At 75.0% G+C, this 20,550-nt stretch carries 19 protein-coding genes; 11 read left to right on the top strand and 8 right to left on the bottom strand.

Features of this window, described 5'->3' with window-relative positions; all coding sequences use genetic code 11:
- Positions 1–59: 59 nt before the first annotated feature.
- Positions 60–3,176, top strand: coding sequence for an arabinosyltransferase domain-containing protein (locus OG774_RS19595; protein ID WP_328303490.1), 3,117 nt, complete (start codon positions 60–62; stop codon positions 3,174–3,176).
- Here OG774_RS19595 and OG774_RS19590 read toward each other — a convergent pair whose 3' ends face one another.
- Together OG774_RS19590 and OG774_RS19585 are read right to left on the bottom strand one after the other, a co-directional pair.
- Entirely contained in the window at positions 3,177–3,809 is a 633-nt protein-coding gene (locus tag OG774_RS19590; RefSeq protein WP_328303488.1) for an endonuclease, read from the bottom strand.
- Positions 3,810–3,831: 22 nt separating this feature from the next.
- Complete coding sequence (locus OG774_RS19585; RefSeq protein WP_328303486.1) at positions 3,832–4,461, bottom strand: endonuclease; 630 nt, start codon at positions 4,459–4,461, stop codon at positions 3,832–3,834.
- Between the two features lie 86 nt (positions 4,462–4,547).
- Here OG774_RS19585 and OG774_RS19580 point away from each other — a divergent pair, with 86 nt between their 5' ends.
- The 4 genes from OG774_RS19580 (at position 4,548) to OG774_RS19565 (ending at position 7,636) form a co-directional block, all read left to right on the top strand.
- Positions 4,548–5,360, top strand: a complete 813-nt coding sequence (locus tag OG774_RS19580; protein WP_328303484.1) for an HAD family hydrolase — start codon at positions 4,548–4,550, stop codon at positions 5,358–5,360.
- Between the two features lie 140 nt (positions 5,361–5,500).
- A complete protein-coding gene (locus tag OG774_RS19575; RefSeq protein WP_328303482.1) occupies positions 5,501–6,073 on the top strand; it encodes a phosphatase PAP2 family protein in 573 nt (190 codons plus the stop codon).
- Entirely contained in the window at positions 6,070–7,119 is a 1,050-nt protein-coding gene (locus OG774_RS19570) for a decaprenyl-phosphate phosphoribosyltransferase (protein ID WP_328303480.1), read from the top strand. Before OG774_RS19575 ends, OG774_RS19570 begins: the two co-directional genes overlap by 4 nt.
- 22 nt (positions 7,120–7,141) lie before the next feature.
- Positions 7,142–7,636 (top strand): GtrA family protein, encoded by a 495-nt coding sequence (locus tag OG774_RS19565; protein ID WP_328303478.1) that lies wholly within the window; start codon positions 7,142–7,144, stop codon positions 7,634–7,636.
- A 1-nt stretch (position 7,637) separates the two neighbouring features.
- On the opposite strand, the gene OG774_RS19560 is transcribed toward OG774_RS19565, so the two are convergent.
- The 3 genes from OG774_RS19560 to OG774_RS19550 are packed head-to-tail and all read right to left on the bottom strand — an operon-like array spanning position 7,638 to position 10,476.
- The gene (locus OG774_RS19560; protein WP_328303476.1) at positions 7,638–8,111 is read right to left on the bottom strand and encodes an FHA domain-containing protein; all 474 of its coding nucleotides are present in this window, start codon (positions 8,109–8,111) and stop codon (positions 7,638–7,640) included.
- Positions 8,108–9,370, bottom strand: coding sequence for a PP2C family protein-serine/threonine phosphatase (locus tag OG774_RS19555; protein ID WP_328311040.1), 1,263 nt, complete (start codon positions 9,368–9,370; stop codon positions 8,108–8,110). Before OG774_RS19555 ends, OG774_RS19560 begins: the two co-directional genes overlap by 4 nt.
- The gene (locus OG774_RS19550; protein ID WP_328303474.1) at positions 9,370–10,476 is read right to left on the bottom strand and encodes a protein kinase domain-containing protein; all 1,107 of its coding nucleotides are present in this window, start codon (positions 10,474–10,476) and stop codon (positions 9,370–9,372) included. Before OG774_RS19550 ends, OG774_RS19555 begins: the two co-directional genes overlap by 1 nt.
- A gap of 422 nt (positions 10,477–10,898) precedes the next feature.
- Between OG774_RS19550 and OG774_RS19545 the strand changes: the two genes are divergently transcribed.
- Positions 10,899–11,387, top strand: a complete 489-nt coding sequence (locus OG774_RS19545; RefSeq protein WP_328303472.1) for a hypothetical protein — start codon at positions 10,899–10,901, stop codon at positions 11,385–11,387.
- A 138-nt stretch (positions 11,388–11,525) separates the two neighbouring features.
- Positions 11,526–11,903, top strand: a complete 378-nt coding sequence (locus tag OG774_RS19540; RefSeq protein ID WP_274196922.1) for a hypothetical protein — start codon at positions 11,526–11,528, stop codon at positions 11,901–11,903.
- A gap of 6 nt (positions 11,904–11,909) precedes the next feature.
- Here OG774_RS19540 and OG774_RS19535 read toward each other — a convergent pair whose 3' ends face one another.
- The 3 genes from OG774_RS19535 to OG774_RS19525 form a co-directional block, all read right to left on the bottom strand.
- Complete coding sequence (locus tag OG774_RS19535) at positions 11,910–13,529, bottom strand: peptide chain release factor 3 (RefSeq protein ID WP_328303469.1); 1,620 nt, start codon at positions 13,527–13,529, stop codon at positions 11,910–11,912.
- Positions 13,530–13,590: 61 nt separating this feature from the next.
- Positions 13,591–14,559 (bottom strand): TIGR03557 family F420-dependent LLM class oxidoreductase, encoded by a 969-nt coding sequence (locus OG774_RS19530; RefSeq protein WP_328303467.1) that lies wholly within the window; start codon positions 14,557–14,559, stop codon positions 13,591–13,593.
- A 222-nt stretch (positions 14,560–14,781) separates the two neighbouring features.
- Positions 14,782–15,072: a PASTA domain-containing protein gene (locus OG774_RS19525; protein WP_274196925.1), complete on the bottom strand. Its 291-nt coding sequence runs from the start codon at positions 15,070–15,072 to the stop codon at positions 14,782–14,784.
- 158 nt (positions 15,073–15,230) lie between these two features.
- On the opposite strand from OG774_RS19525, the gene OG774_RS19520 reads away from it, so the two are divergent.
- From OG774_RS19520 to OG774_RS19505, 4 genes are all read left to right on the top strand, one after another.
- A complete protein-coding gene (locus OG774_RS19520) occupies positions 15,231–16,730 on the top strand; it encodes an alpha/beta fold hydrolase (RefSeq protein WP_328303465.1) in 1,500 nt (499 codons plus the stop codon).
- Between the two features lie 165 nt (positions 16,731–16,895).
- Positions 16,896–18,191 (top strand): Na+/H+ antiporter NhaA, encoded by a 1,296-nt coding sequence (gene nhaA / locus OG774_RS19515; protein ID WP_328303463.1) that lies wholly within the window; start codon positions 16,896–16,898, stop codon positions 18,189–18,191.
- Between the two features lie 126 nt (positions 18,192–18,317).
- Positions 18,318–19,403, top strand: a complete 1,086-nt coding sequence (locus OG774_RS19510) for a ParA family protein (RefSeq protein ID WP_328303461.1) — start codon at positions 18,318–18,320, stop codon at positions 19,401–19,403.
- The gene (locus OG774_RS19505; RefSeq protein ID WP_328303459.1) at positions 19,400–20,116 is read left to right on the top strand and encodes a PadR family transcriptional regulator; all 717 of its coding nucleotides are present in this window, start codon (positions 19,400–19,402) and stop codon (positions 20,114–20,116) included. Before OG774_RS19510 ends, OG774_RS19505 begins: the two co-directional genes overlap by 4 nt.
- The last annotated feature ends 434 nt before the right edge of the window (positions 20,117–20,550 follow it).

Below are 20,550 nucleotides of genomic sequence, written 5' to 3'. Positions count from 1 at the left end.
CCCCTGGTGCCTACTCCCCGGTTCGTCCCGCTGTCGACCGTGCGCCCCGAGGGCGGACGGTGACGACGCTCGTGCGCGCCGGGAGCGCGACCTCGCCGCAGGGCGACGGACCCGACCCGGTGCGGCGTCCGAGCGGGACCACCGTGCTCGTGTGGGCGCTGCTGACCCTGGTCCTGGGCATCGCGGTGCCGCTGGCCCCGGTGACCGTGCAGGACACGACGGTGACGTGGCCGGACCCGGCGGCCGCGGCGGGCGGCCCGGTCTCGACGCAGCTGGCACTCAACCCGCCCCGGCCGCTGGGCTTCTCCGCGACCGTGCCGTGCGCCGCGCTGCGGGCGGGCGGCACCGTGCTGAGCACGCTGCCCGGCGACGCGGGCGGCGGCGGTCTCGTGCTCGCCTCGACCGGGACGCAGGCCGCCCTCACGGTCTCCGGCACGATGGTCGCGGCCGGGCCGGTGCCCGCGGGCGACTGCCGGCTCGTCGTCACCGCGGACGAGGCGGGCCTGCGGGTGACGCAGGACGGCGTGCCGCTGCCGCTGGCGTGCGGGGACTGCGCGGGCGTCCTGCCGCCCCTGATGTCCCAGCTCACGACGAGCACCGACGGGACGCCGGCCGCCGCGGGCCTGGCCGCGACGGTGCGCACCGACGACCGCTACGCCTCGACGCCCGGGCCGCTGAAGATCGTGCTGCTGATCGCGCACCTCGCGGCCCTCGCGGTGCTGCTGGTCCTCGTGCACCGCCAGGGGCACTGGCGGCGGGCGCGCGGCTGGCTCGGTCCGCGGTCCTGGCCGGGACGCCTGCGACGGCACTTCTCGTGGGCCGACGGCTTCCTCCTCGCCATCTCGGCGGGCTGGGTGTTCGTGGCGCCGATGAACTTCGACGACAGCTGGTACCCGCTGATGGCGCGGGACGCCGGCGAGGCGGGCTACATCGGCAACGCCGTCTACATGTTCAACGTCACCGAGAACCCCTTCGTGGCCTCGCAGTACGCGATGCAGGTCTGGGGCGCGATCGGTGGCTGGGGCCTGGTCTGGCAGCGCTGCCTGCCGCTGCTGTTCGGCCTGGCGACCTGGGCGCTGCTGCGGACGTTCTTCGTCCTGCTCGGGCGGCGCACCGAGGTCCGCTACGCCTACGTGCCCTGGGCGCTGCTCCTCGCGCACCTGCTGTGGTGGCTGCCGTTCGGGCTGACTCTTCGGCCCGAGGCGCTGATCGTGCTGCTCTCGGTCATCGTGCTGCTGCTCGTGGAGCTCGCGCGCGACCGCGGGGCCCCGATCCTCTACGCCGGCGCGATGATGGCCGCGGCGATGGCCATCGCGTGCTCCCCGACCGGCGTGGTCGCGGTCGCGCCGCTGCTGGTGGAGCTCCCGCGGGCCTGGCCGAAGATCGTCGCGACGCCCCGCCGCGAGCAGCTCACGATGCTCGCCGTGCTGGCCGCGGCGTCGTCGGTCGCCATCCCCGTGGCCTTCGCCGACGCCTCGCTCGGCGACGTGATCGAGGCGTCGGCGGTGCACGCGTACTACTACGACACCGTCCCCTGGTACGACGAGCTCGTCCATTACCAGACCCTGCTGGGCCCCGGGCGCACGCCGTGGGCGGCCCGCATGCCGATCCTGATCACGCTCGGTCTGACGCTCCTGGTCGCGGCGGGCAGCGGACGGCGCGGGCCCGACGACGACGCCCTGCGCCGCGTGCTGCTGCACGCCGCGGCGACCACCGCCGTCGCCTTCGCCCTCGTCGCGGCCAGCCCGACCAAGTGGGTCCTGCACTTCCCGGCCATCGCCGCCTCGGGCACCGTGCTGATCGCGCTGGCGCTGCTGCGCGGTCCGATGCCGCGCCACGACCGCGCGCTGGCCACCACCGGGGGCGTCGCCGTCCTGGTCATCGCGACGTCGGTGAGCTACGCGGGGTGGAACCTGTGGCGGCCCTACACCGACCGCGGGCAGTTCTTCGGCGCGCACGCCGACCCGTATCCGACGCCGCTGAGCCAGAACCTGCTCGCCCCGCACTTCGGGCCGGTGTTCCTGCGCAACCCGCTCGTCTGGGTCGCGGTCGCCTTGCTGGCCGCCGCGTGGGCGCACTGGTCGCTGCGGCGCTGGCCCGAGCGCCGGCTGCCGCGCCCGGAGCCGGACCGGGCCCTGCTCGCCGTCGCGTGCGCCAGCGTGGTCGTCGGGCTGATCGGGATCATGGTGCTCGCGCCGCTGCGCCAGTACCCGGGCTGGACGGTGGCCCTGGGCAACGTCAAGGACGTCGTGCGCCAGGGCTGCGGGCTCGAGGACAACGTGACGGTCCTGCGGCCCACGCCGGTGCCGCTCGGCGCTCCCGTCAGCCCGGCGACGACCACCGACGACTTCGTCGACGACACCGTCGCCCCGGTCCCGGAACCGGTGCCCGGCCTCGGACGGGTCTGGCACGACGTCACCGACGACTCGAGCGGCCGCGGCACCGTCGTCACCGGCTGGTACCCGGTGCCGGCCGGCTCGGACGCCACCGACGTCGTGGTCCCGATGCTCGAGGACGGTCCGCCCGACGAGCGCGTGTCGGTCGAGTTCGGCGACGGCCCGGCGGCGAACCCCCGCGTCCTCGGGCGGACGGGGATCGACTACCTCCCCAACGCCGACGAGCGGACCTGGCAGCAGCGCCCGGCGTCGCTCGTCGACGCGCCCGGCGACCCGGCGTTCGTGCGGGTCGTCGTCGACTCGACGGGGCAGCGCGGGGCGGACCGCCTCGCCGTCGGCGAGCCCTTCCTCGCGCGCCCGTCACCGATCGCGCCGGTGCTGGGCGACCGTCCCGTGCTCGTCGACCAGATGTCCGCGGTGATGTGGCCGTGCGTGAACCAGGTGGCGGTGCACGACGGCATCGCCCCGGCCTCGGAGGTGCGGATCCACGCCGACGAGGACCTGACCTCGGCGTACTACGGGCTGCAGGACAGCCGGTTCCGCGGCGGCGTGTGGCGGTTCGACACCGTCGGCGCCACCTACGTCCGCCTCGCGACGGCCGTCCCGCCGGGCGCGGAGGCCGCGAAGCCGTGGGGCCGCGTCGACCTCGTCGTCCGCGACCTGCCCACCGGCCGGTACGGCGTGACCACCACGGAGCGCACGAAGTCCGGCTGGGAGCGCGGACCGACCCTCGCCCGCGAGGAGTACGTCGGCGTCGAGCCGCAGGGTGCCGTCGGGTAACTAGGACTGCTCCTGGACGTCCTCCCGGACGTCGGAGTCGCGGTCGGCGCGCACGAGGGCGGCGGCGAGGCGGGCGAGGTCGTCGCCGGAGACCTGCTCGGCGAGCTTCGCGGGATCCTGCGGTAGCCCCAGCTTCTCCGCGCCCGCCAAGGCCTTGGGGTCGAGGTGGGGCCGGAACTCGGGCCAGACCGCCTGGACCTCGCGGGTGAAGATGTCGGCGCCCACCGGCCCGAGGCGGGGCACGGCGGTGAGGAAGCCCGCGAGCTTCCCCGCGTCGCCGTCGGCGGCTTCCCGCATGCGGCGCAGGTCGCCGCCCCACTCGTCGAGCACGAGCTGCGCGCCCTCGCCCAGCGCCGTCGCGGTCTGCTCGTCCGTACGGCGGAAGTTGGCGCGTCCGAGGGCGTCGACCCGGTCCTGCCACGACGCGTCGCGCATCCCCTGCGGCGTGCCCATGCCCGCGTCGATCAGCTCGCGGCAGGCGGCCGTGCCGAGCTTCGACTGGACCCGGCTCGAGAGCAGCACGCTCAGGACCAGCAGGCGGTACAGGGGTGCCGGCTCGTCCTCGAGGCGGATGCCGGCCTCGTCGGCGAAGGTCCTCCCGGCGTCGTCCAGCAGGGTGTCGATGGTGCTCATGCGGGCGGTTACCCGTCCCTGGCTACGAGTGTTCCTCGACGTCCTCGCGCACGTCGTCATCGCGGTCGGCGCGCACGAGCGCAGCGGCGAGGCGGGCGAGGTCGTCGCCCGGGACCCGCTCGGCGAGCTTCGCTGCGTCCTGGGGCAGCCCCAGCTTCTCCGCGCCCGCCAGGGCCTTGGGGTCGAGGTGGGGCCGGAACTCGGGCCAGACCGCCTGGACCTCGCGGGTGAAGATGTCGGCGCCCACCGGCCCGAGGCGCGGGAAGGCGGTGAGGAAGCCCGCGAGCGCCTCCGCGTCGCCGTCGGCGGCCTCCCGCATGCGGCGCAGGTCGCCGCCCCACTCGTCGAGCACGAGCACGGCGCCGTCGCCCAGCGCGGTCGCCGTCTGCTCGGTGCCCGTGTAGTTCGCGCGGCCCAGCGTCTGCACGCGGGTCTCCCAGTCCGCGTCGCGCATCCGCTCGGGTGTGCCCATCCCGGCGTCGAGGAGCTCGCGGCAGGCCCTCGTGCCGAGCTTCGACTGCACCCGGCGGGAGAGCAGCGTGCTCAGCACGAGCAGGCGGTAGAGCGGGGCGGGCTCGTTCGTCAGCTCGATGCCGGCCTCGTCGGCGAACGTCCGCCCGGCGTCGTCCAGCAGCGCGTCGATGGTGCTCATAGGCGCGGGTACCCCGCACGTGAGCGATGTGGGTCGTCATGGCGACCCGAATCGCTCACGTGGCCGCAGGCCATAGTCTCGGGAGCGTGCAGAGCCCGCGCCTGGTCGCCAGCGACGTCGACGGGACGTTGCTCGGCGAGGGCGGGGAGCTCTCGGACCGCACGCGCGCCGTCGTCGCACGGATGGTCGCGGGCGGGGTGCCGCTGGTGCTGGCCACGGGCCGCCCGCCGCGCTGGGTGCCGCGGGTGTGCGACGCGCTGGGCGTGCACCCCCTGACCGTGGCCGCCAACGGCGCGGTGCTCTACGACGCGGCGACCGACCGGGTGCTCGCGACGGAGACCCTCGACGTGGACGCGCTCGCCGAGGTCATCGACGGTCTGCGCGCCGCGATCCCGGGGTGCGGCATCGCGGTGGAGCGGGTCGGCGACGGCGCCTTCGACCGCCGTGACCATCAGTTCGTCTCGGATCCCGCGTACGTGCACGCCTACCCCCTGCCCGACCACCGGCAGGTGGCGCCGGGCGAGCTGCTGGCCGAGCCCGTGATCAAGGTGCTCGCCCGCCACCCCACCCTGCGCAGCGACGAGATGGCGCAGGCGGCCCGCGCGGCGGTCGGTCACCTCGTCGACGTCACCTACTCGGCGAGCGGCGGGCTGCTCGAGTGCGCCGTGCGCGGGGTCACCAAGGCGACCGGGCTCGTGCGCGCCGCGGCGCACCACGGGGTGGGTGCCGAGGACGTCGTCGCGTTCGGCGACATGCCCAACGACCTGGCCATGCTGGCGTGGGCGGGACACGGCGTCGCGGTGGCCAACGCGCACCCGGATGTGCTCTGCGTCGCGGACGAGGTCGCGGCGAGCAACCTCGAGGACGGCGTCGCGTCTGTTCTCGAGAGGTGGTTCTGACCGGACCCCGCATCGGACCCCGTATCGAACCGTTGCCCGGCGTGGCGCGATGGACCACTGCAAGGGGCGATGTCAAGACCCGCGTAACATCCGCTCGGGTGTCAGGCGAACGCCGCCTCGCGAGCAGGAGGGATCACCACGTGCTCGATCGTGCCGAGGGGCCCGATGTGATCATCGGGCCGGCCCGGGGCGAGGTCGCGGTCCTCGAGACCGTGCAGCACCGCCTCGGCACCCCGCCGGTCGTGGGCGCCGCCCGGGCGCTCTCGTTCTTCGGGGAGCACGCGGCCGGGTGGATCGCCCTCGGTGCGCTCGGCGCCGCGCTCGACGCGCCGCGTCGCCGCCAGTGGGGCACCGCGGTCGCCGGTGTCGTCGCCGCGCACGGTGTCTCGATCGCCGTCAAGCGCGTCGTGCGCCGGCGCCGTCCCCACGATCCCCGGCTGGCCGTCCACGTCGGCACCCCGAGCCGGCTGAGCTTCCCGTCGTCGCACGCCTCGTCCACCACCGCGGCCGCCCTGCTCTACGCGGGGCTCGTCGGCGGCGGGGGAGCGGGTGCCGCGGCGCTCGTCGTGCCCGGCATGGCGCTCTCGCGCCTCGTCCTGGGCGTCCACTACCCGACCGACGTGCTGGCGGGCTCGGTGCTGGGGGCGGTGTGCGCGGCCGGCGCGCGCCGCGCCGTGCGCCGGGGCTCGATCGGCCGCTGGAGGACCGCATGACCCCCGTGACGCCGTCGAGCGCCGCCCGCGAGCAGGAGGAGACCACCGCGGTGGTCGCCGACCCCGCCGGGGCGAGCACCGAGACGAGTGCCGAGTCGAGCACCGGGACCACCCCGGCCCCGACCCGCCGCCCCCGCCCCGTGGCCGTGCCGCTGGGCCTGCTCAAGGCGATGCGCCCGCGGCAGTGGGTCAAGAACATCCTGGTGCTGGCCGCGCCGTTCGCCGCCGGACGCCTGTTCGACCTCACCGTCCTGCCGGACGTCGCGCTGGCGTTCGTCGCGTTCTCGCTCGCGGCCTCCGGTGTCTACCTGATCAACGACACCAAGGACGTCGAGGCCGACCGCGCGCACCCCAAGAAGAAGTACCGCCCGATCGCGGCGGGCATCGTCCCGCCGGCGCTCGCGGTGGTCACGGGGATCGTGCTGTTCGCGGGCGCGCTGGGCGTCAGCCTGCTGGCCGACCCCGACCTGCTGCTGGTCACGGCGATCTACATCGTCGTGCAGCTGGCCTACTGCCTGTGGCTCAAGCACGAGCCGGTCATCGACATCTGCATCGTCTCGTCCGGCTTCCTCATGCGCGCCATCGCGGGTGGCGCGGCCGCGGGCCTGCCCCTGTCGCCCTGGTTCCTGCTCACCATGGCGTTCGGGTCGCTGTTCATGGCGTCGGGCAAGCGCTACGCCGAGATGCGCCTCGCCGAGCGCACCGGCGCGAAGATCCGGAAGTCGCTGGAGCGCTACTCCGCGTCCTACCTGCGCTTCGTGTGGTCGCTCTCGGCCACCGTCGTGATCATGGCCTACGGCCTGTGGGCGTTCGGCATCGGCGTCACCGCGACGCCCGGCCGGATGCCGACCTCGCCCTCGACCTGGGCGATCGTCTCGATCGTGCCGTTCGTCGTCGCGATCCTGCGCTACGCCGTCGACGTGGACGGCGGCAACGGCGGCGAGCCCGAGGAGATCGTCCTGGGCGACCGCGTGCTGCAGGTGCTCGGCCTCGTCTGGATCGCGCTGATCGGCCTCGCGGTCTACTTCGCGCCGGGCATGGCGTGAGGTCCGCCGGACCCTCCGCGGGATGAGCACCACGGCCCGCTCGACGCGCGAGCTCCTCGAAGGGCTCGTGCGCTACGGGCTGGTCGGGCTGGCCAACGCGGCCACGTACTACGGCACCTATCTCCTCGCCCACCCGCGCGCGGGCTACCTCGTCGCGCACACCGTCGGGCTGGGCACGGCCATGGTGGTGTCGTTCTTCCTCAACTGCCGCTTCACGTTCCGCGTGCGCCCGACGTGGACGCGGTTCCTGCTCTACCCGGCGTCCCAGGTGGTCAACATCCTCGCCACCACGGTCGGCGTGGTCGGGCTCGTGCACCTCGGCGTCGACGAACGTCTCGCCCCGCTGGCCGCGGCGGCGCTGGCGCTGCCGGTGAGCTTCCTCGCCGCGCGCTTCGTCATCACCCGGGCGGTCCTGGACCCGCGCCCGTTCGCGGCGGCGCGGGCGGCCACGCCACGGTCCGCGCCCTCGGTCGGCGACGCCGTCACGCGCCCGATCCCCCTGGTGGACCGGCGCTGACTCAGCGCCGCTCGACGGTCAGCGTCGTCCAGGCCCCGACGTGGATGCGGTCGCCGGACTGCAGCGGCACCGGGGTGTCCGGCGTCAGCGCCTCCTCCGCGTAGTTCAACGTCGTCCCGTTGGTCGACCCGGCGTCGATCACCACCCACCGGTCGCGGGGCAGGGCGAGCAGCACCGCGTGCAGGTGCGAGACGCCCGGGTCGCGCGGCGGGCCGCTGAGGTCGATCTCGGGGAGGTCCGCGGGGTGGCCGCCGGGGTGGCCGCCGTGGTGACCGCCGGCGGGGTCGCCCGCGCGCCCGACGCGGACCTCGTCCGCTCTCAGCACGACCTCGCGCGGTGCGAGCCCGGACGGGAAGTCGTCGGCGAGGGGCGTGGTCGTCCCCGCGGTCTCCCGAGCGCGCACGAGGTCGTGGTAATCGCGATCCGCCCAGATCGTCACCACCCAGGAGCCGCTCCCCGGCGCCTCGTCGCTCACCGGTCGACCACGCCCTCCCCGTCGAGCGGGATGGGCCCGGTGCGCTCGTCGGGGCCTCGTCCGTCGACGGCCACCGAGGGGCGTCCCGAGTCGGCGGGAGGAACGATCGGCACGATCGCGAGCGTGGTGTTGTCGTGGCCGCCGTCGTCGAGGGCGGCCGACAGCAGGGCGATCGCGGCCGCGAGGGCGGGGTGCTGCTCGCCGTCGTCGCCGGCACCGGGTGTCGCGCCGCCCAGCGCGGGCACCGCGAGGCGGGCCAGCACGTCCGGGTCGGGCAGGTGGTTCCACAGCCCGTCGCTGCAGAGCATCAGGACGCCGGGGACGCCGAGCCGCACCCGGCGGGCGTGCGCCGGCCCGCTCGGAGCATCGCGCCCGAGCCAGCGGGTGAGGACGTGGGCGCGCCGGTCCCGCGCGGCGTCCTCGCGGGACATCAGCCCCGCGTTGGCGATCTCCTCGGCCCACGAGTCGTCGGTGCTCAGCAGGCGCGACGACCCGTCGCCGGCGAGCCAGTAGGCGCGGCTGTCCCCGATCCACGACACCACGGCGTCGCCGCCCCGCACGACCGCCGCGACGTACGTGCAGGCCGGGCTGTCGCCGCCCCCGCGTCCGAGGTCGGCCGCCGCGGTGGCCGCGGCCGCCGACGCCGCGGTCGCCAGCGCGTCGAGCTCCCCGCTCAGGCCGGTGCCCGCGCGGCCGGCGGCGTCCTCGGCGGCCTCCGCGGCCTCGCCCGGGTCCTCCGACACGGTCGCGATCGGCCCGGTGTCCCCGGAGGAGACGGCGTCTCCGGAGGAGACGGCCGGGAACCCGGACGGTGGCGTCGCGGGCGCCGCGGCGGTCTCCAGCGCCGCACCGACGGCGGCACCGACGGCCGCGAGGCTCGCCTCGTCGCCGCGACGGGCGGAGGCGACGCCGTCGCAGACCACCGCGACCCACGTCTCGACGCCGTTCTCGACGCGCCGGCCGAGCTCGACCGCGTCCTCGTTGCGACGACGCCGCAGGCCGCGGTCCGTGACGGCGGCGGCGTCACCCAGGACCAGCTCGACGTGGTCGCGCACCACCGGACGCGGCGACCCGCACGTCGGGCAGGCACCGTCCGGCGCGGGCGGCGCCTCGTCCCCGCAGCGCGGGCAGCGTGGCGGCGCGACCGCGGCGAGCTCGGAGCGCAGGTCGGTGCGCTCCACGAGCGGGCCCCCGGACTCCGCGTCTTCGGACCGGGCGTCGCGCCCCCCGGGCATCGGGGCGCGCCCGGCCATCTCCATCACGGGATCGCTGCTCCTCGGACGTCACGGGGGTCACGGGTGTCGCGCTGGACGCCGTGGGGGGTCGGGCCATCTTCCCGGCCGGTCCCGGCGCCCACGCCGGCCCCCACCCTGTCCTCGCCCGGTCGGGTGGCCGGATCGTCCCGGCCGGCGGTGCCGTAGCGCGCCCGGACCCGCCCCGCCTCGGCGGCGAACGCCTCGACGCTGCGATGACGGTGGGCCGGATCGGGGTGGGTGGCGCGGGTCAGCAGGGCCACCAGGTCGGGGTCGTCGCGCAGCACCGGCACGACGGCCGGGTCGGGCAGGCGCTGGGCGTGCCGTCGCTGGTGGTCGAAGTCGGCGAGCAGCACGGCGAGCGTGCGGCCCAGCGCGAAGACCTCGGAGGCCACCGACGGACCGGGCCCGCCGGGGTGGATCTCGGGGGCGACGAATCCGGTGGTCGTCCAGACGTCGCTCCGGCGGTCCTCGACGCGCCGCACGCTGCCGAGGTCGAGCACCGTGATCCCGTCGGGCCCCGTGAGCAGGTTCGACGGGTTGAGGTCGGCGTGCAGCAGTCCGTGCGCGTGCAGGGCCGCGAGCGCGGGCACCGCGCCCAGGACGGCGTCGAGCGCGTCGGCGGGCGGGCACGGGCGGTGCTCGGAGAGGGACTCGCCGTCCACGTGGTCGAGCACGAGCAGGCGCACCGGGCCGTCGCGTCCCTCGGCCCGCACCTCGTCCCGTGCGCGCACCAGGCCGGGGATGTCGAGCCCGAGCAGCACCGCGGTCTCGCTCACCGCCAGCGCGCCGGCGGCCGGACCGTCGGGGCCCTCGAGGCGCCCGAGCACGACGAGGGCGCCGTCCCGGATCCGCGTGCCGGTGAACGACCAGCCGCGCGCCCCGCGGACCAGCGGCGCCCGCACCCGGTAGCGGTCCGTTGCGCCGGCGAGGTCGGTGCCGACCGCGAGGTCGGGGCGGACGTCGAACCGCGCGCCGCACCACGGGCACACGCCGCGCTCCGGCCCCGGGCGCCCGGCACGTCCCCGGCCCACCGGTCCGTCGCAGCGCGCGCAGAACCGCGCCTGCTCCGGCACCGGGGGACCGGCGGTCCCCGGGTCGGATCGGTCCATCTCGTCTCCTGCGTCCGGATGGCGTGCGGGCGGCGGGCGGGTGGCCCGTGGGAGCTGCGTGCGTGGAGACGGAGGTGACTCCGCCCCCACGCCATGGTGTCACCGCCACGCCACACGCTGCGCTCCGCCGTCCGGCGTGGATCATCACGCTCCGGACGATTCGCCCCCCGCTGGGCGACTCCGCTCCGCGTCGCCTCCGCGGCCCCGATACGGCTCACCCATCCGGGTGTTGCCCGGCGTCCGCTCGGCTCTGATGCTTGTCAGCCGCGGTGTCGCGGGGCCGCGCCGGAGGAGGGTGCCCGGGCCGGACGGGTCGCCGCCTGCCATGCTGTCGCCGCACCGAAGCCGATCGGGGGGTTGGGTGCCGCGCCTCCGCGGAGGCCGGCGCGCGATCGTCCGTGCCACATCCCGGAGGTCGTGCCGTGAGCGCAACCGACGACACCGACCGTCCCGTCGGGTCCGACGAGCGGGCCGGGGACCGGTCCGCCCAGCACCGGCGTCCCGACGTCGACCACGTCCCGGAGGCCGGCGCCAGTGTGCCCGGTGGAGGCCTCGGATCCCCCGCCGCCACGCCGGGTGTCCCGTCGTTCGGTACGGACGACGCCATGACGAGCCCCACGCCGTCGTCCCCGTCGGCACCGTCCTCCGCCCCGTCGTCGACCGGCTCCTCGACCGGCTCCCCGACCGGCTCCTCGACCGGCTCCGCCGGGAACGAGTCCGCGTCATCCGTCGCCGACGCGGCGGCGGAGGCCGAGCGCGCGCTCGCCCAGGCCGCCCGTGACGCCGAGCAGGCCGTGCGCGACGCGCACACCGACGGCACCCAGGCCGTGCAGAAGGGCTACGCCGACGCGCAGCGCGCCAACGACCGCGCCTACGAGGAAGCCGCGGCCAAGCACGACCGGATGAGCTGAGCCGGTCCTCGAGGTGCTCCGTACCCGGACGTGTCGCCGTCCGGGCGCGTGGGCCCCACGATGATCACCCGGTCCGGTTCCCCGACGCTGCGCCGCACCCGCGGCACCCGGCACGCCCGCGCACGAGGCAGGTGAGACATGGCGGTCCAGCTCCGCATCACCGCGGACGGCGTCGTCGTGCGCTTCACCGGCTCCGACCGCGTCTGGGCGTGCTGCCGCGGGGTCTACCTGCCGTTGAGCCGCGTGCTCCTCGCGCGCCCGATGAAGCGCCGTGACGCGGTGTCGGCGAGCCCGCGCGTGCACCTGCCCGGTGTGAGCGTGCCGCGCGTGCTGCGGGCGGGGTCCTACGGCGTCGGCGAGCGCCGGCAGCTGTGGATGGTGCGCCGGGCCGACGAGCTCCTCGCGATCTACCTGCGCGGCGACCCGTACCACCGGATCGTCGTCGAGGTCCCCGACCCCGAGACCACCAGCAAGACGATCAACGAGGCGCTGCCCCCGCGTCGGCTGCCGGCCTGACGCGCCTCACAGCGTGTCGGCCACCAGCGGTGCGAGCAGCAGGTCCGGGTTGTTCTGCGCCACGGCCTGCAGGCGCCACTTGTGCGGGAAGAGGGCGAGGAGCTCCCCGTCGATCCGGCGCGTCAGCACCTCGATGCCGACGGCGCCCTTGAGGGTCTCGACGCCGGCGGCGTCCGTGCGCCGGGCGATCTGGTAGTCGAGGCGGTCGAGCTTCACCGGCGCGCCGAACTCGTCGGCCAGCCGCGCCGAGACGACCTCGAACTGCAGCGGGCCGACCGCGGCCAGCACCGGGGCCTGGTCGCCGCGCAGGTCCGAGGACAGCACCTGGATGACGCCCTCGGAGTCCAGCTGCTCGATGCCCTTGCGGAACTGCTTGGTCTTCGACATGTCCGCCACCCGGCAGACGCTGAAGTGCTCGGGGGCGAAGCTCGGGATCGTCGGGAACGTGACCGGGTCCTCGGCCCAGAGCGTGTCGCCCGGGCGCAGCGCGGTGGCGTTGACCAGCCCGACGATGTCGCCGGGGAACGCCTCCTCGATGGTCGAGCGGTCGCGGCCGAACATCGCCTGCGCGTACTTGGTGGCGAACGGGCGCCCGGTGGCGTCGTGGGTGAGCACCATGCCGCGCTCGAAGCGACCCGAGCAGATGCGCACGAACGCCACGCGGTCGCGGTGCGACTTGTCCATCGACGCCTGGACCTTGAACACCAGGCCCGAGAACGGCGCGTCCACCGGGCGGAGCTCGCCCTTCTGGTCGGGGCGCGGGCCGGGCGGCGGGGCCAGCTCCACGAGCGCGTCGAGCAGGCGGGCGACGCCGATGTTCGACAGCGCGGAGCCGAACATCACCGGGGTCGCACTGCCGGAGTGGAACGCCTCGGCGTCGAACTCGGCGCCGATCTCGTCGAGCAGCTCGAGCTCCTCGGTGGCGCGCTCCCAGTCCGCGCCCTCCTCGGCCGCGGCGGTGTCGGCGTCGAGGACCTCGACGGTCGCCTTCGACGCGCCGTGCGCGGCGCGGGTGAAGCGGTGCATCGTGCCGTCGGCGCGCTCGACGAGTCCGTGCAGGTCACCGGCGATCCCGACCGGCCACGTGATCGGCATGGGGCGCAGACCGATCGTCTGCTCCACCTCGTCGAGCAGCTCGAGCGGCTCGCGCCCCGGGCGGTCCCACTTGTTGACGAACGTCAGCACGGGCACGCCGCGGTCGCGGCAGACGTCGAAGAGCTTGAGGGTCTGCGGCTCGAGGCCCTTGGCGGCGTCGAGGAGCATCACCGCGGCGTCGACGGCGGCGAGCACGCGGTAGGTGTCCTCGGAGAAGTCGCCGTGGCCCGGGGTGTCCAGGAGGTTGATCACCTGGTCGCGGTAGGCGAACTGCAGGACCGCCGAGGTCACCGAGATGCCCCGCTCGCGCTCCATGTCCATCCAGTCGGACGTGACGCCCCGCCGGCCGCCCTTGCCGTGCACGGCCCCGGCCGCCGAGATCACCTCGGCGTGCAGGGCCAGCGCCTCGGTCAGCGTGGACTTGCCGGCGTCCGGGTGGCTGATGACCGCGAACGTGCGCCGGCGGCGCGCCTGGGTCCCGGGGTCGTCGGGGACACCCTCGACGCTGGGCGCGGCGGACACCGCGGTCATCGCACTCCTCCTCGCAACGGACCCGCACGCGCGGGCCCGTACCGAGGGTACGACCCGGGTCCTACGACGACGGGCGCAGCGCCCGCAGCGGCTCGGCGAGCTCGGTCGCGAAGTGGTCGAAGAACCCGTCGACGTCGGTGCCGGCGTTGATGAGCGCGAGGTGGTCGTACCCGGCGTCCACGAACGGCTGGGCGGCCGCGAGGTGGGTGGCGACCTCGGGCCCGCACCCGAACGCCTGGCGCATGTCCTCGGTGGTGATGTAGGCGGTCGCGGCGTCGAAGTTGACGGGGTTCGGCAGCTCGGACTGCACCTTCCAGCCCGTGACCCCGAAGCGGAACAGCCGCCGCGCCGACTCCGCGCCCTCCTGCTCGGTGGGTGCGTACGCGATCGGCACCTCGGTGTAGCGGGGGCCCTTCCCGCCGGCGGCGGTGAACGCCTCGACGAGATCGGTGCGCGGCTCGGTGGTGAAGATCCCGTCACCGAGCTCGGCGGCCAGCGTCGAGGCCCGGGCGCCGCCGGTGGCGACGACGATCGGCGGGAGCGTGTCGGGCAGGTCGAACACCCGCGCGTCCTCGAGCGTCAGGTGCGTGCCCTCGTAGGTCTGGTACCCGCCCTTCCAGAGCAGGCGGATGATCTCCAGCGACTCCCGGAACATCTGGTGCCGCACGTGCACGGCGGGCCAGCCCTGCCCGACGACGTGCTCGTTGAGCCGCTCCCCCGACCCGACGCCGAGGGTGAAGCGGCCGTCGGCGAGCAGCTGGGTGGTCGCGGCGGCCTGGGCGATGATCGCGGGGTGGTAGCGGATGAACGGGCAGGTCACGCCCGTCGCCAGCTCGATGCGCTCGGTCTTCGCCGCCATCGCGGCGAGCATCGACCACGCGAAGCCCGAGTGCTGCTGCTCGGGGACCCACGGGTGGTAGTGGTCGGAGATCTCGACGAAGTCGAAGCCGGCCTCCTCGGCGCGCACGCACTGGCGCACCATCTCGGTCGGTGAGTAGGCCTCGGCGATGAGCTTGTAACCGATCCTCACGGGCGGACACCTCCGGTGCGGCGACGATCCCGTGGTGGTGCCCGATCACGGTCCGCCCTACCCGGACGGGTCTCCTGGACCCATCGCACGGAGACCGCCGGGAGACGTAACGCCCGACCGGGCACGGACGAACTACCCGCTGGCCCCGCGGGGTCGTCGGACCCCCGACCCGACGATCCCGCGGGCCTTCACCGCTTCGCCACCGCTTCTCCAGGGCGCGCGCTAGTTCGCGCCGGCGCCGTCGAGCGGCTTGTCCGGCTGGACCCGCGGCATGTTGCCGCCGCCCCCTCCGCCGCCGCCCGAGTCGGGCTCCACCCAGATCGTCACGGCCTCGCCCGCCGGCACCCGCGTCCCGGCCTCGGGCTGCTGGGCCGTCACCGTGCCCTCCACGGTGGGCGGGGTGTCCGGGTCCGGATCGATCGCGACGACCCGGGCGGCCATGGCCACCTCGTGCGCCTGCGCCGCCGGGAGCCCCACGAGCGCGGGAACCAGCACGAGCTCGGGTGTCCTCATGCTGGGACGGTAGCCAGCGCAGAGTGCGCGGGCCAGCACGGTCGGTCGTGGGCGGAGGATGCCGCTCCGGACCGGAGCCCCGCGTGGGTGCGACGAGCGGACGGGCATGATGGGCCGCTCGGCCCAGCCGGACCGACCCCGAAAGGGCAGGAGAACACATGGCGCAGCGGCACGAAGCGGAGCGGACGTGCCGCGCGGTCGTGCGGGGTCTCCTCGTCGTCGGTGCCGCGGCGCTGGCCCTGTCGGGCTGCGCCCGCGCCCCGGAGCCGGCGGTGCCCCCGATCCCGCTGAGCTCCTCGGCGCCGGTCGCCGCCCCCACTCCCCGCCCGGACGGGGGGCCCGGTCCGGCCTTCACCCCGTGTCGCGGCGACCTGGAGTGCGCGACCGTGCCGGTGCCGGTCGACTACGCGAACCCCACCGGGCCCACGACACCGATCGCCATCGCGCGCCGGCCCACGGCGAACCCCGCCGCCAAGCTGGGCGTGCTCCTGGTCAACCCCGGGGGCCCGGGCGGCTCGGGCATCGAGCTCGTCCAGGCCGGGGTGCTCCCGCGTGAGGTGACCGACCGCTTCGACGTGATCGGCTTCGACCCGCGCGGCGTCGGCGACAGCACGGGGCTGCAGTGCCCGCTGGGTCCCGAGACGCCGTACCTGGCCGATCCCGACCCGGGCGACCCCGCCGACGAGGCGGCCACGAACGATGCGGTCGACCGCTACGACGCCGCCTGCGGTCAGCGCTACCGCGACCTCCTGCCCCACCTCGGGACGCGCAACGTCGCCCGCGACATGGACCGCATCCGCGAGGCCCTGGGCGAGGAGCGGATCAACTACCTGGGCTTCTCCTACGGGACGTCGATCGGGCAGACGTACGCGCAGCTCTTCCCGACCCGCCTGCGGGCGATCGTGCTCGACGGGGTCGTCGACGTGACGAAGCCGGGGCTGGACTCCGCGCAGGCCGAGAGCTTCGAGAACTCCCTGCGCCAGTTCGACGCCGCGTGCCGTGCCGATCCGACGTGCCCGGTGCGGGCCGACCCGATCGGCACCCTCGACCGGGTGCGCGCCCGCGTCACCGCCGCCCCGCTGCCCGTCGCCGGCACGAGCCCGCTCTCGGCGGGGCTGCTCGAGATCGGCGTCGTCTACCCGCTCTACAGCCAGGACAGCTGGCCCCAGCTCGCCCAGGCCCTCGCCGCGGCCGACCGGGGCGACGGCGCCCCCATGCGCTCGCTGGCGACCGCCTACTTCCGGGGCAGCAACTCCGACACCTACAACGCCGTGACGTGCCTCGACAACGCCTGGCCGACCGAGGACGAGCAGGTGCTCGCGGCGGCCCGCGTCACCGAGTCCCGCGCGCCGCACTTCTCCGGCAACGTGCTCGTCAGCGGCCTGACCTGCTCCGACTGGCCCGCGCCCCAGCAGCCCCTGACCCCGCTGGAGAACTACGCGGGGCCGCCGATGCTGATCCTCGGGACGACGAACGACCCGGCCACGCCGTACCAGAACAGCGTCGCGCTCTCCCAGCGCGTGCCCGGGTCGGCGTTGCTGACCTACCGCGGCGAGGGCCACACCGTCTACACCAACGGCGTCCCGTGCGTGGACGACACCGTCAACCGCTACCTCCTCGACGGCGTCCTGCCCCCGCCGAACACGACTTGTCAGTAGCGGTCTGGGAGTACGGCTTTGTCAGCGGCGGACCGTCGCTGACATCCAGTGTCCGTAACGCCACGCACTCGATCGGGGGCGGGGCGGTCGCTGTGACGTAGGGTCGCTGCCGGTGCGCCGGGAAGTCTGGTCGGCAGTCGCTGACGTCTGCCCGCCGGAGGAACCGTGGCCCGGTCGTACCCCCGCCTCTTCGCCCGCCGCTCCTGGCCGGAGACGGCGCGCATCGCGGACATCCTGCGCCGCGAGACCGTCGGCGGCGTCCTGCTCGTCTCGGCTGCGGCGCTCGCGCTGCTGTGGGCCAACTCGCCGTGGCGCGAGGCCTACACGGCTCTCTCGGGCACGCGGGTCGGTCCGGCGTCGCTGCACCTCGACCTGACCCTCGCCACGTGGGCCGCCGACGGCCTGCTGGCGATCTTCTTCTTCGTCGCGGGGCTCGAGCTCAAGCGCGAGTTCGTCGCCGGCGACCTCCGCGAGCCGTCGCGGGCGCTGCTGCCGGTGGCGGCCGCGGTCGGCGGCATGATCGCGCCCGCCCTGATCTACACCGCGATCAACCTCGGCGGGCCGGGGGCCGCGGGCTGGGCGATCCCGACAGCCACCGACATCGCCTTCGCACTCTCGGTGCTCGCCCTCATCGGCTCCTGCCTGCCCGACGCGCTGCGCACCTTCCTGCTCACGCTCGCCGTGGTGGACGACCTGCTCGCCATCACGATCATCGCGCTCTTCTACACCGAGCAGCTCGCGTTCGTGCCGCTGCTGCTGGCGCTGCTGCCGCTCGGGGCGTTCACGGTCCTCGTCCAGCGACGGGTGCGGTCGTGGTGGCTGCTGCTCCCGCTCGCCGCGCTAACGTGGGTGCTCGTGCACGAGTCCGGCGTGCACGCGACCGTCGCCGGGGTGCTGCTGGGCTTCGCCGTGCCGGTGGTCCGGCGACGGGAGGGCCCCGGACCCGGGCTCGCCGAGCACTTCGAGCACCGCTGGCGACCGCTCTCCGCCGGGGTCGCGGTGCCGATCTTCGCGTTCTTCGCGTCCGGGGTGACCGTCGTCGGCGGCGGGCTGGGCGCGGCGTTCAGCGACGCGATCACGATCGGCATCATCGCCGGGCTGGTCGCCGGCAAGGTCGTCGGCATCATGGGCGCGACGTGGCTCGTCCAGCGGCTGACCCGGGCCCGGCTCGCCGACGAGCTGGACTGGAGCGACGTCCTCGGGCTCTCGCTGCTCGCGGGGATCGGGTTCACCGTCTCCCTGCTCATCGGCGAGCTGGCGTTCGGCACCGGCAGCGGCGCGGACGACCACGTGAAGATCGGGGTCCTGACGGCCTCGCTGCTCGCCGCCGTGCTCGCCACGGTCGTGCTGCGGTACCGCAACGGCGTGCACCGGCGGATCCACGAGCGCGAGCGGGTCGACGCCGACCACGACGACGTGCCCGACGTCTACGAGGACGACACGCGCGAGCGCGACGCGTGACGGCGCTCTCGCCTGCCGTAGCCGACTGGGCCGACAGCGTGAGTTCCTGCCGCCGTGCGGCCGCAAGAAGCCCCGGACGCCCGTGTCGGCCTTGCCGCGGCACGGGTCGGGACGCACCCTCGCCGCATGACCGGACCGGCGGGCCGCGCCGCCCGCAACGCCACCCGCCGCCGCAGGGGCGCGGGGAGGGACCGCGCGGGCGGTGACCGCGCGGGAGGGCCGACGCCCGTCGTCGTCGGCGTCGAGGATGCGGGCGCCACGACGGGCCCGGACACGGACGCGCTGACGCGGACGATCGCCATGGTCAACGACAAGGGCGGGGTCGGGAAGACCTCCCTCGTCGCCAACCTCGCCGGGCAGTTCGCCGCGGCGGGCTACCGGTGCCTGCTCGTCGACCTCAACCGCCAGGCGAACCTCGCGGACGACCTCGGGTTCCGCGACGGGCCGATCGACGACCACGGCGCGGGCCTGCTGATGAGCATCGTGGCCGGCTCGCCCCTGCGCCCGGCCGAGGGTGTCCGCCCCGGCCTCGACGTGGTGCCCGGCGGCGCCCGCCTCGTGGACCTCGTGCCGCTGATGGTCTCCCGGGTCCAGGAGCAGGGGCGGGAGGCGTTCCGGGCCCTCGCGACCGTGCTCGCACCGGTGGCCGGCGACTACGACCTCGTCTTCGTCGACTGCCCGCCCGAGACGACGATCCTCACCGACCTCGCGCTCACCGCCGCCCGGTGGGTGCTCATGCCGACGAAGTCGGACGGCGGCGGCCTGGTCGGCATGCGCCTGGTCGGGGAGCGCTTCGCGCTCGCCCGCGAGCAGAACCCCGACCTCGGCCTGCTCGGCGCCGTGCTCTTCGCCACCGGGTCGCGCTCGCGCGTCGTGCACGCCGAGCTCCGCGAGGCGATGGAACGCGCCTTCGGCGGCCAGTCGCCGCTGTTCACCACCTCGATCCGCCACGCGGAGCGCACCGCGCAGGACGCCCGACGCCTCGGCCGGCTCGCCCACGAGCTCGAGCAGGAGGTGGCCGCGCAGCCCGCGTGGTGGGCGGCCCTGCGGGAGGGGACCTCGAAGACCTCGTCCGGGCGTCGCCTGTCCCCGACCGCCGCGAGCGTGGCGGGTGACTACCGCGACCTCGGGGTCGAGCTCCTGACCCTCCTGCGCGCCGCCGAGGAGACCACGACCGCGGACCACCGCCCCGAGCAGGAGGCCACCTCGTGACCGCCGACTTCCGGACGACCAGCGACGACGAGCAGCCGCCCGACCTCAGCGACGCGTTCGGGCGGTCGGCGACGGCGAGCCTGCGCGGACTCCTGCCCCCGCGGCCCCGCCGGGGCTCCGAGCAGGCCGAGGACGACGGCACCGAGGGCGCCGACTCCGGGTCCCCGGAGATCCCGGCGCAGGCAGCGCGCCACGGCGCCGTGGTGCCCCTCACCGTGCGGACCTCCGCGCCGGACGAGGTCACGCAGTCGGAGACCGAGACCGAGACGCCGACCCGGGTCGACCCGGCGCCTCCGCCCGCCGATGTCCCACCGGCGCCGGCCGCCCCCCGCGGCCCACGCCGCTCGGCGCCCACGTCGGGGAGCGCCGCCGGTACCGCCAACCGGCGGTGGGGCTCGGTCCGGATGGCGTCGCAGGAGCACGTCGAGCTGTTGGTGCTGGTCACGTTGCGTCGCGGCCCGGCCAGTGGGCGGGAGCTCGCGGAGCGGCTCCGGGCGGACAGCGGAGGCGGCCTCGCGCCACCTCCTACCACGATTCAGAAGACCCTCCATCACCTCGCCCGGCACGGTCTCGTCGAGCTCGGGGCGGACACCGAACGGCGGCGCTACCGTCTGACCGAGCTGGGCATGCGGATCGCCCGTGCGCGCGTGCGGGCGTGGCGATCGCTGCGGCGCGCGGTGGACCGTGTGCTGGACGTCGCCGACGAGGGCTGACCTCGTCCCCTTCGAAGCGGGAGCAACACGTCGGCGCATCGAGACGCACGACGTTGGGCCGTGCTGTCCAGGCGTCCAGCGCTGGCGGCTGAGACTGAACGGCCGTATGGTGTAGATCACTGCCCAGAGCCACCGAAGTGGCGGTCGACATGACCCCTGCGTGATCGAACAGCGACACATACACCCTGCGCGTCCGGTCGATCACGTACTGACGTCTTGTCCATTAAGAATGAGCGAACGGACGCAGATGTTTGAGGCACGAGAACGACACCCGAATGCGCGGCCACCCTTCGTGCTCTGGTGATCACCAATTGGGGCGAACGGACCATCGCAAATTTGATCTTACCGGTCTAGCGCATTCCGGAAGCACGCGATGTAATGTCCGGCTCCGTAGGCGGCGGGCTGTGGTCCACCGCACAGGCGGACCAATCCAT

The organism is Actinomycetospora sp. NBC_00405 (genome assembly GCF_036044095.1).
GTDB lineage: Bacteria > Actinomycetota > Actinomycetes > Mycobacteriales > Pseudonocardiaceae > Actinomycetospora > Actinomycetospora callitridis.
This window is presented reverse-complemented; position numbering and strand designations above follow the sequence as displayed.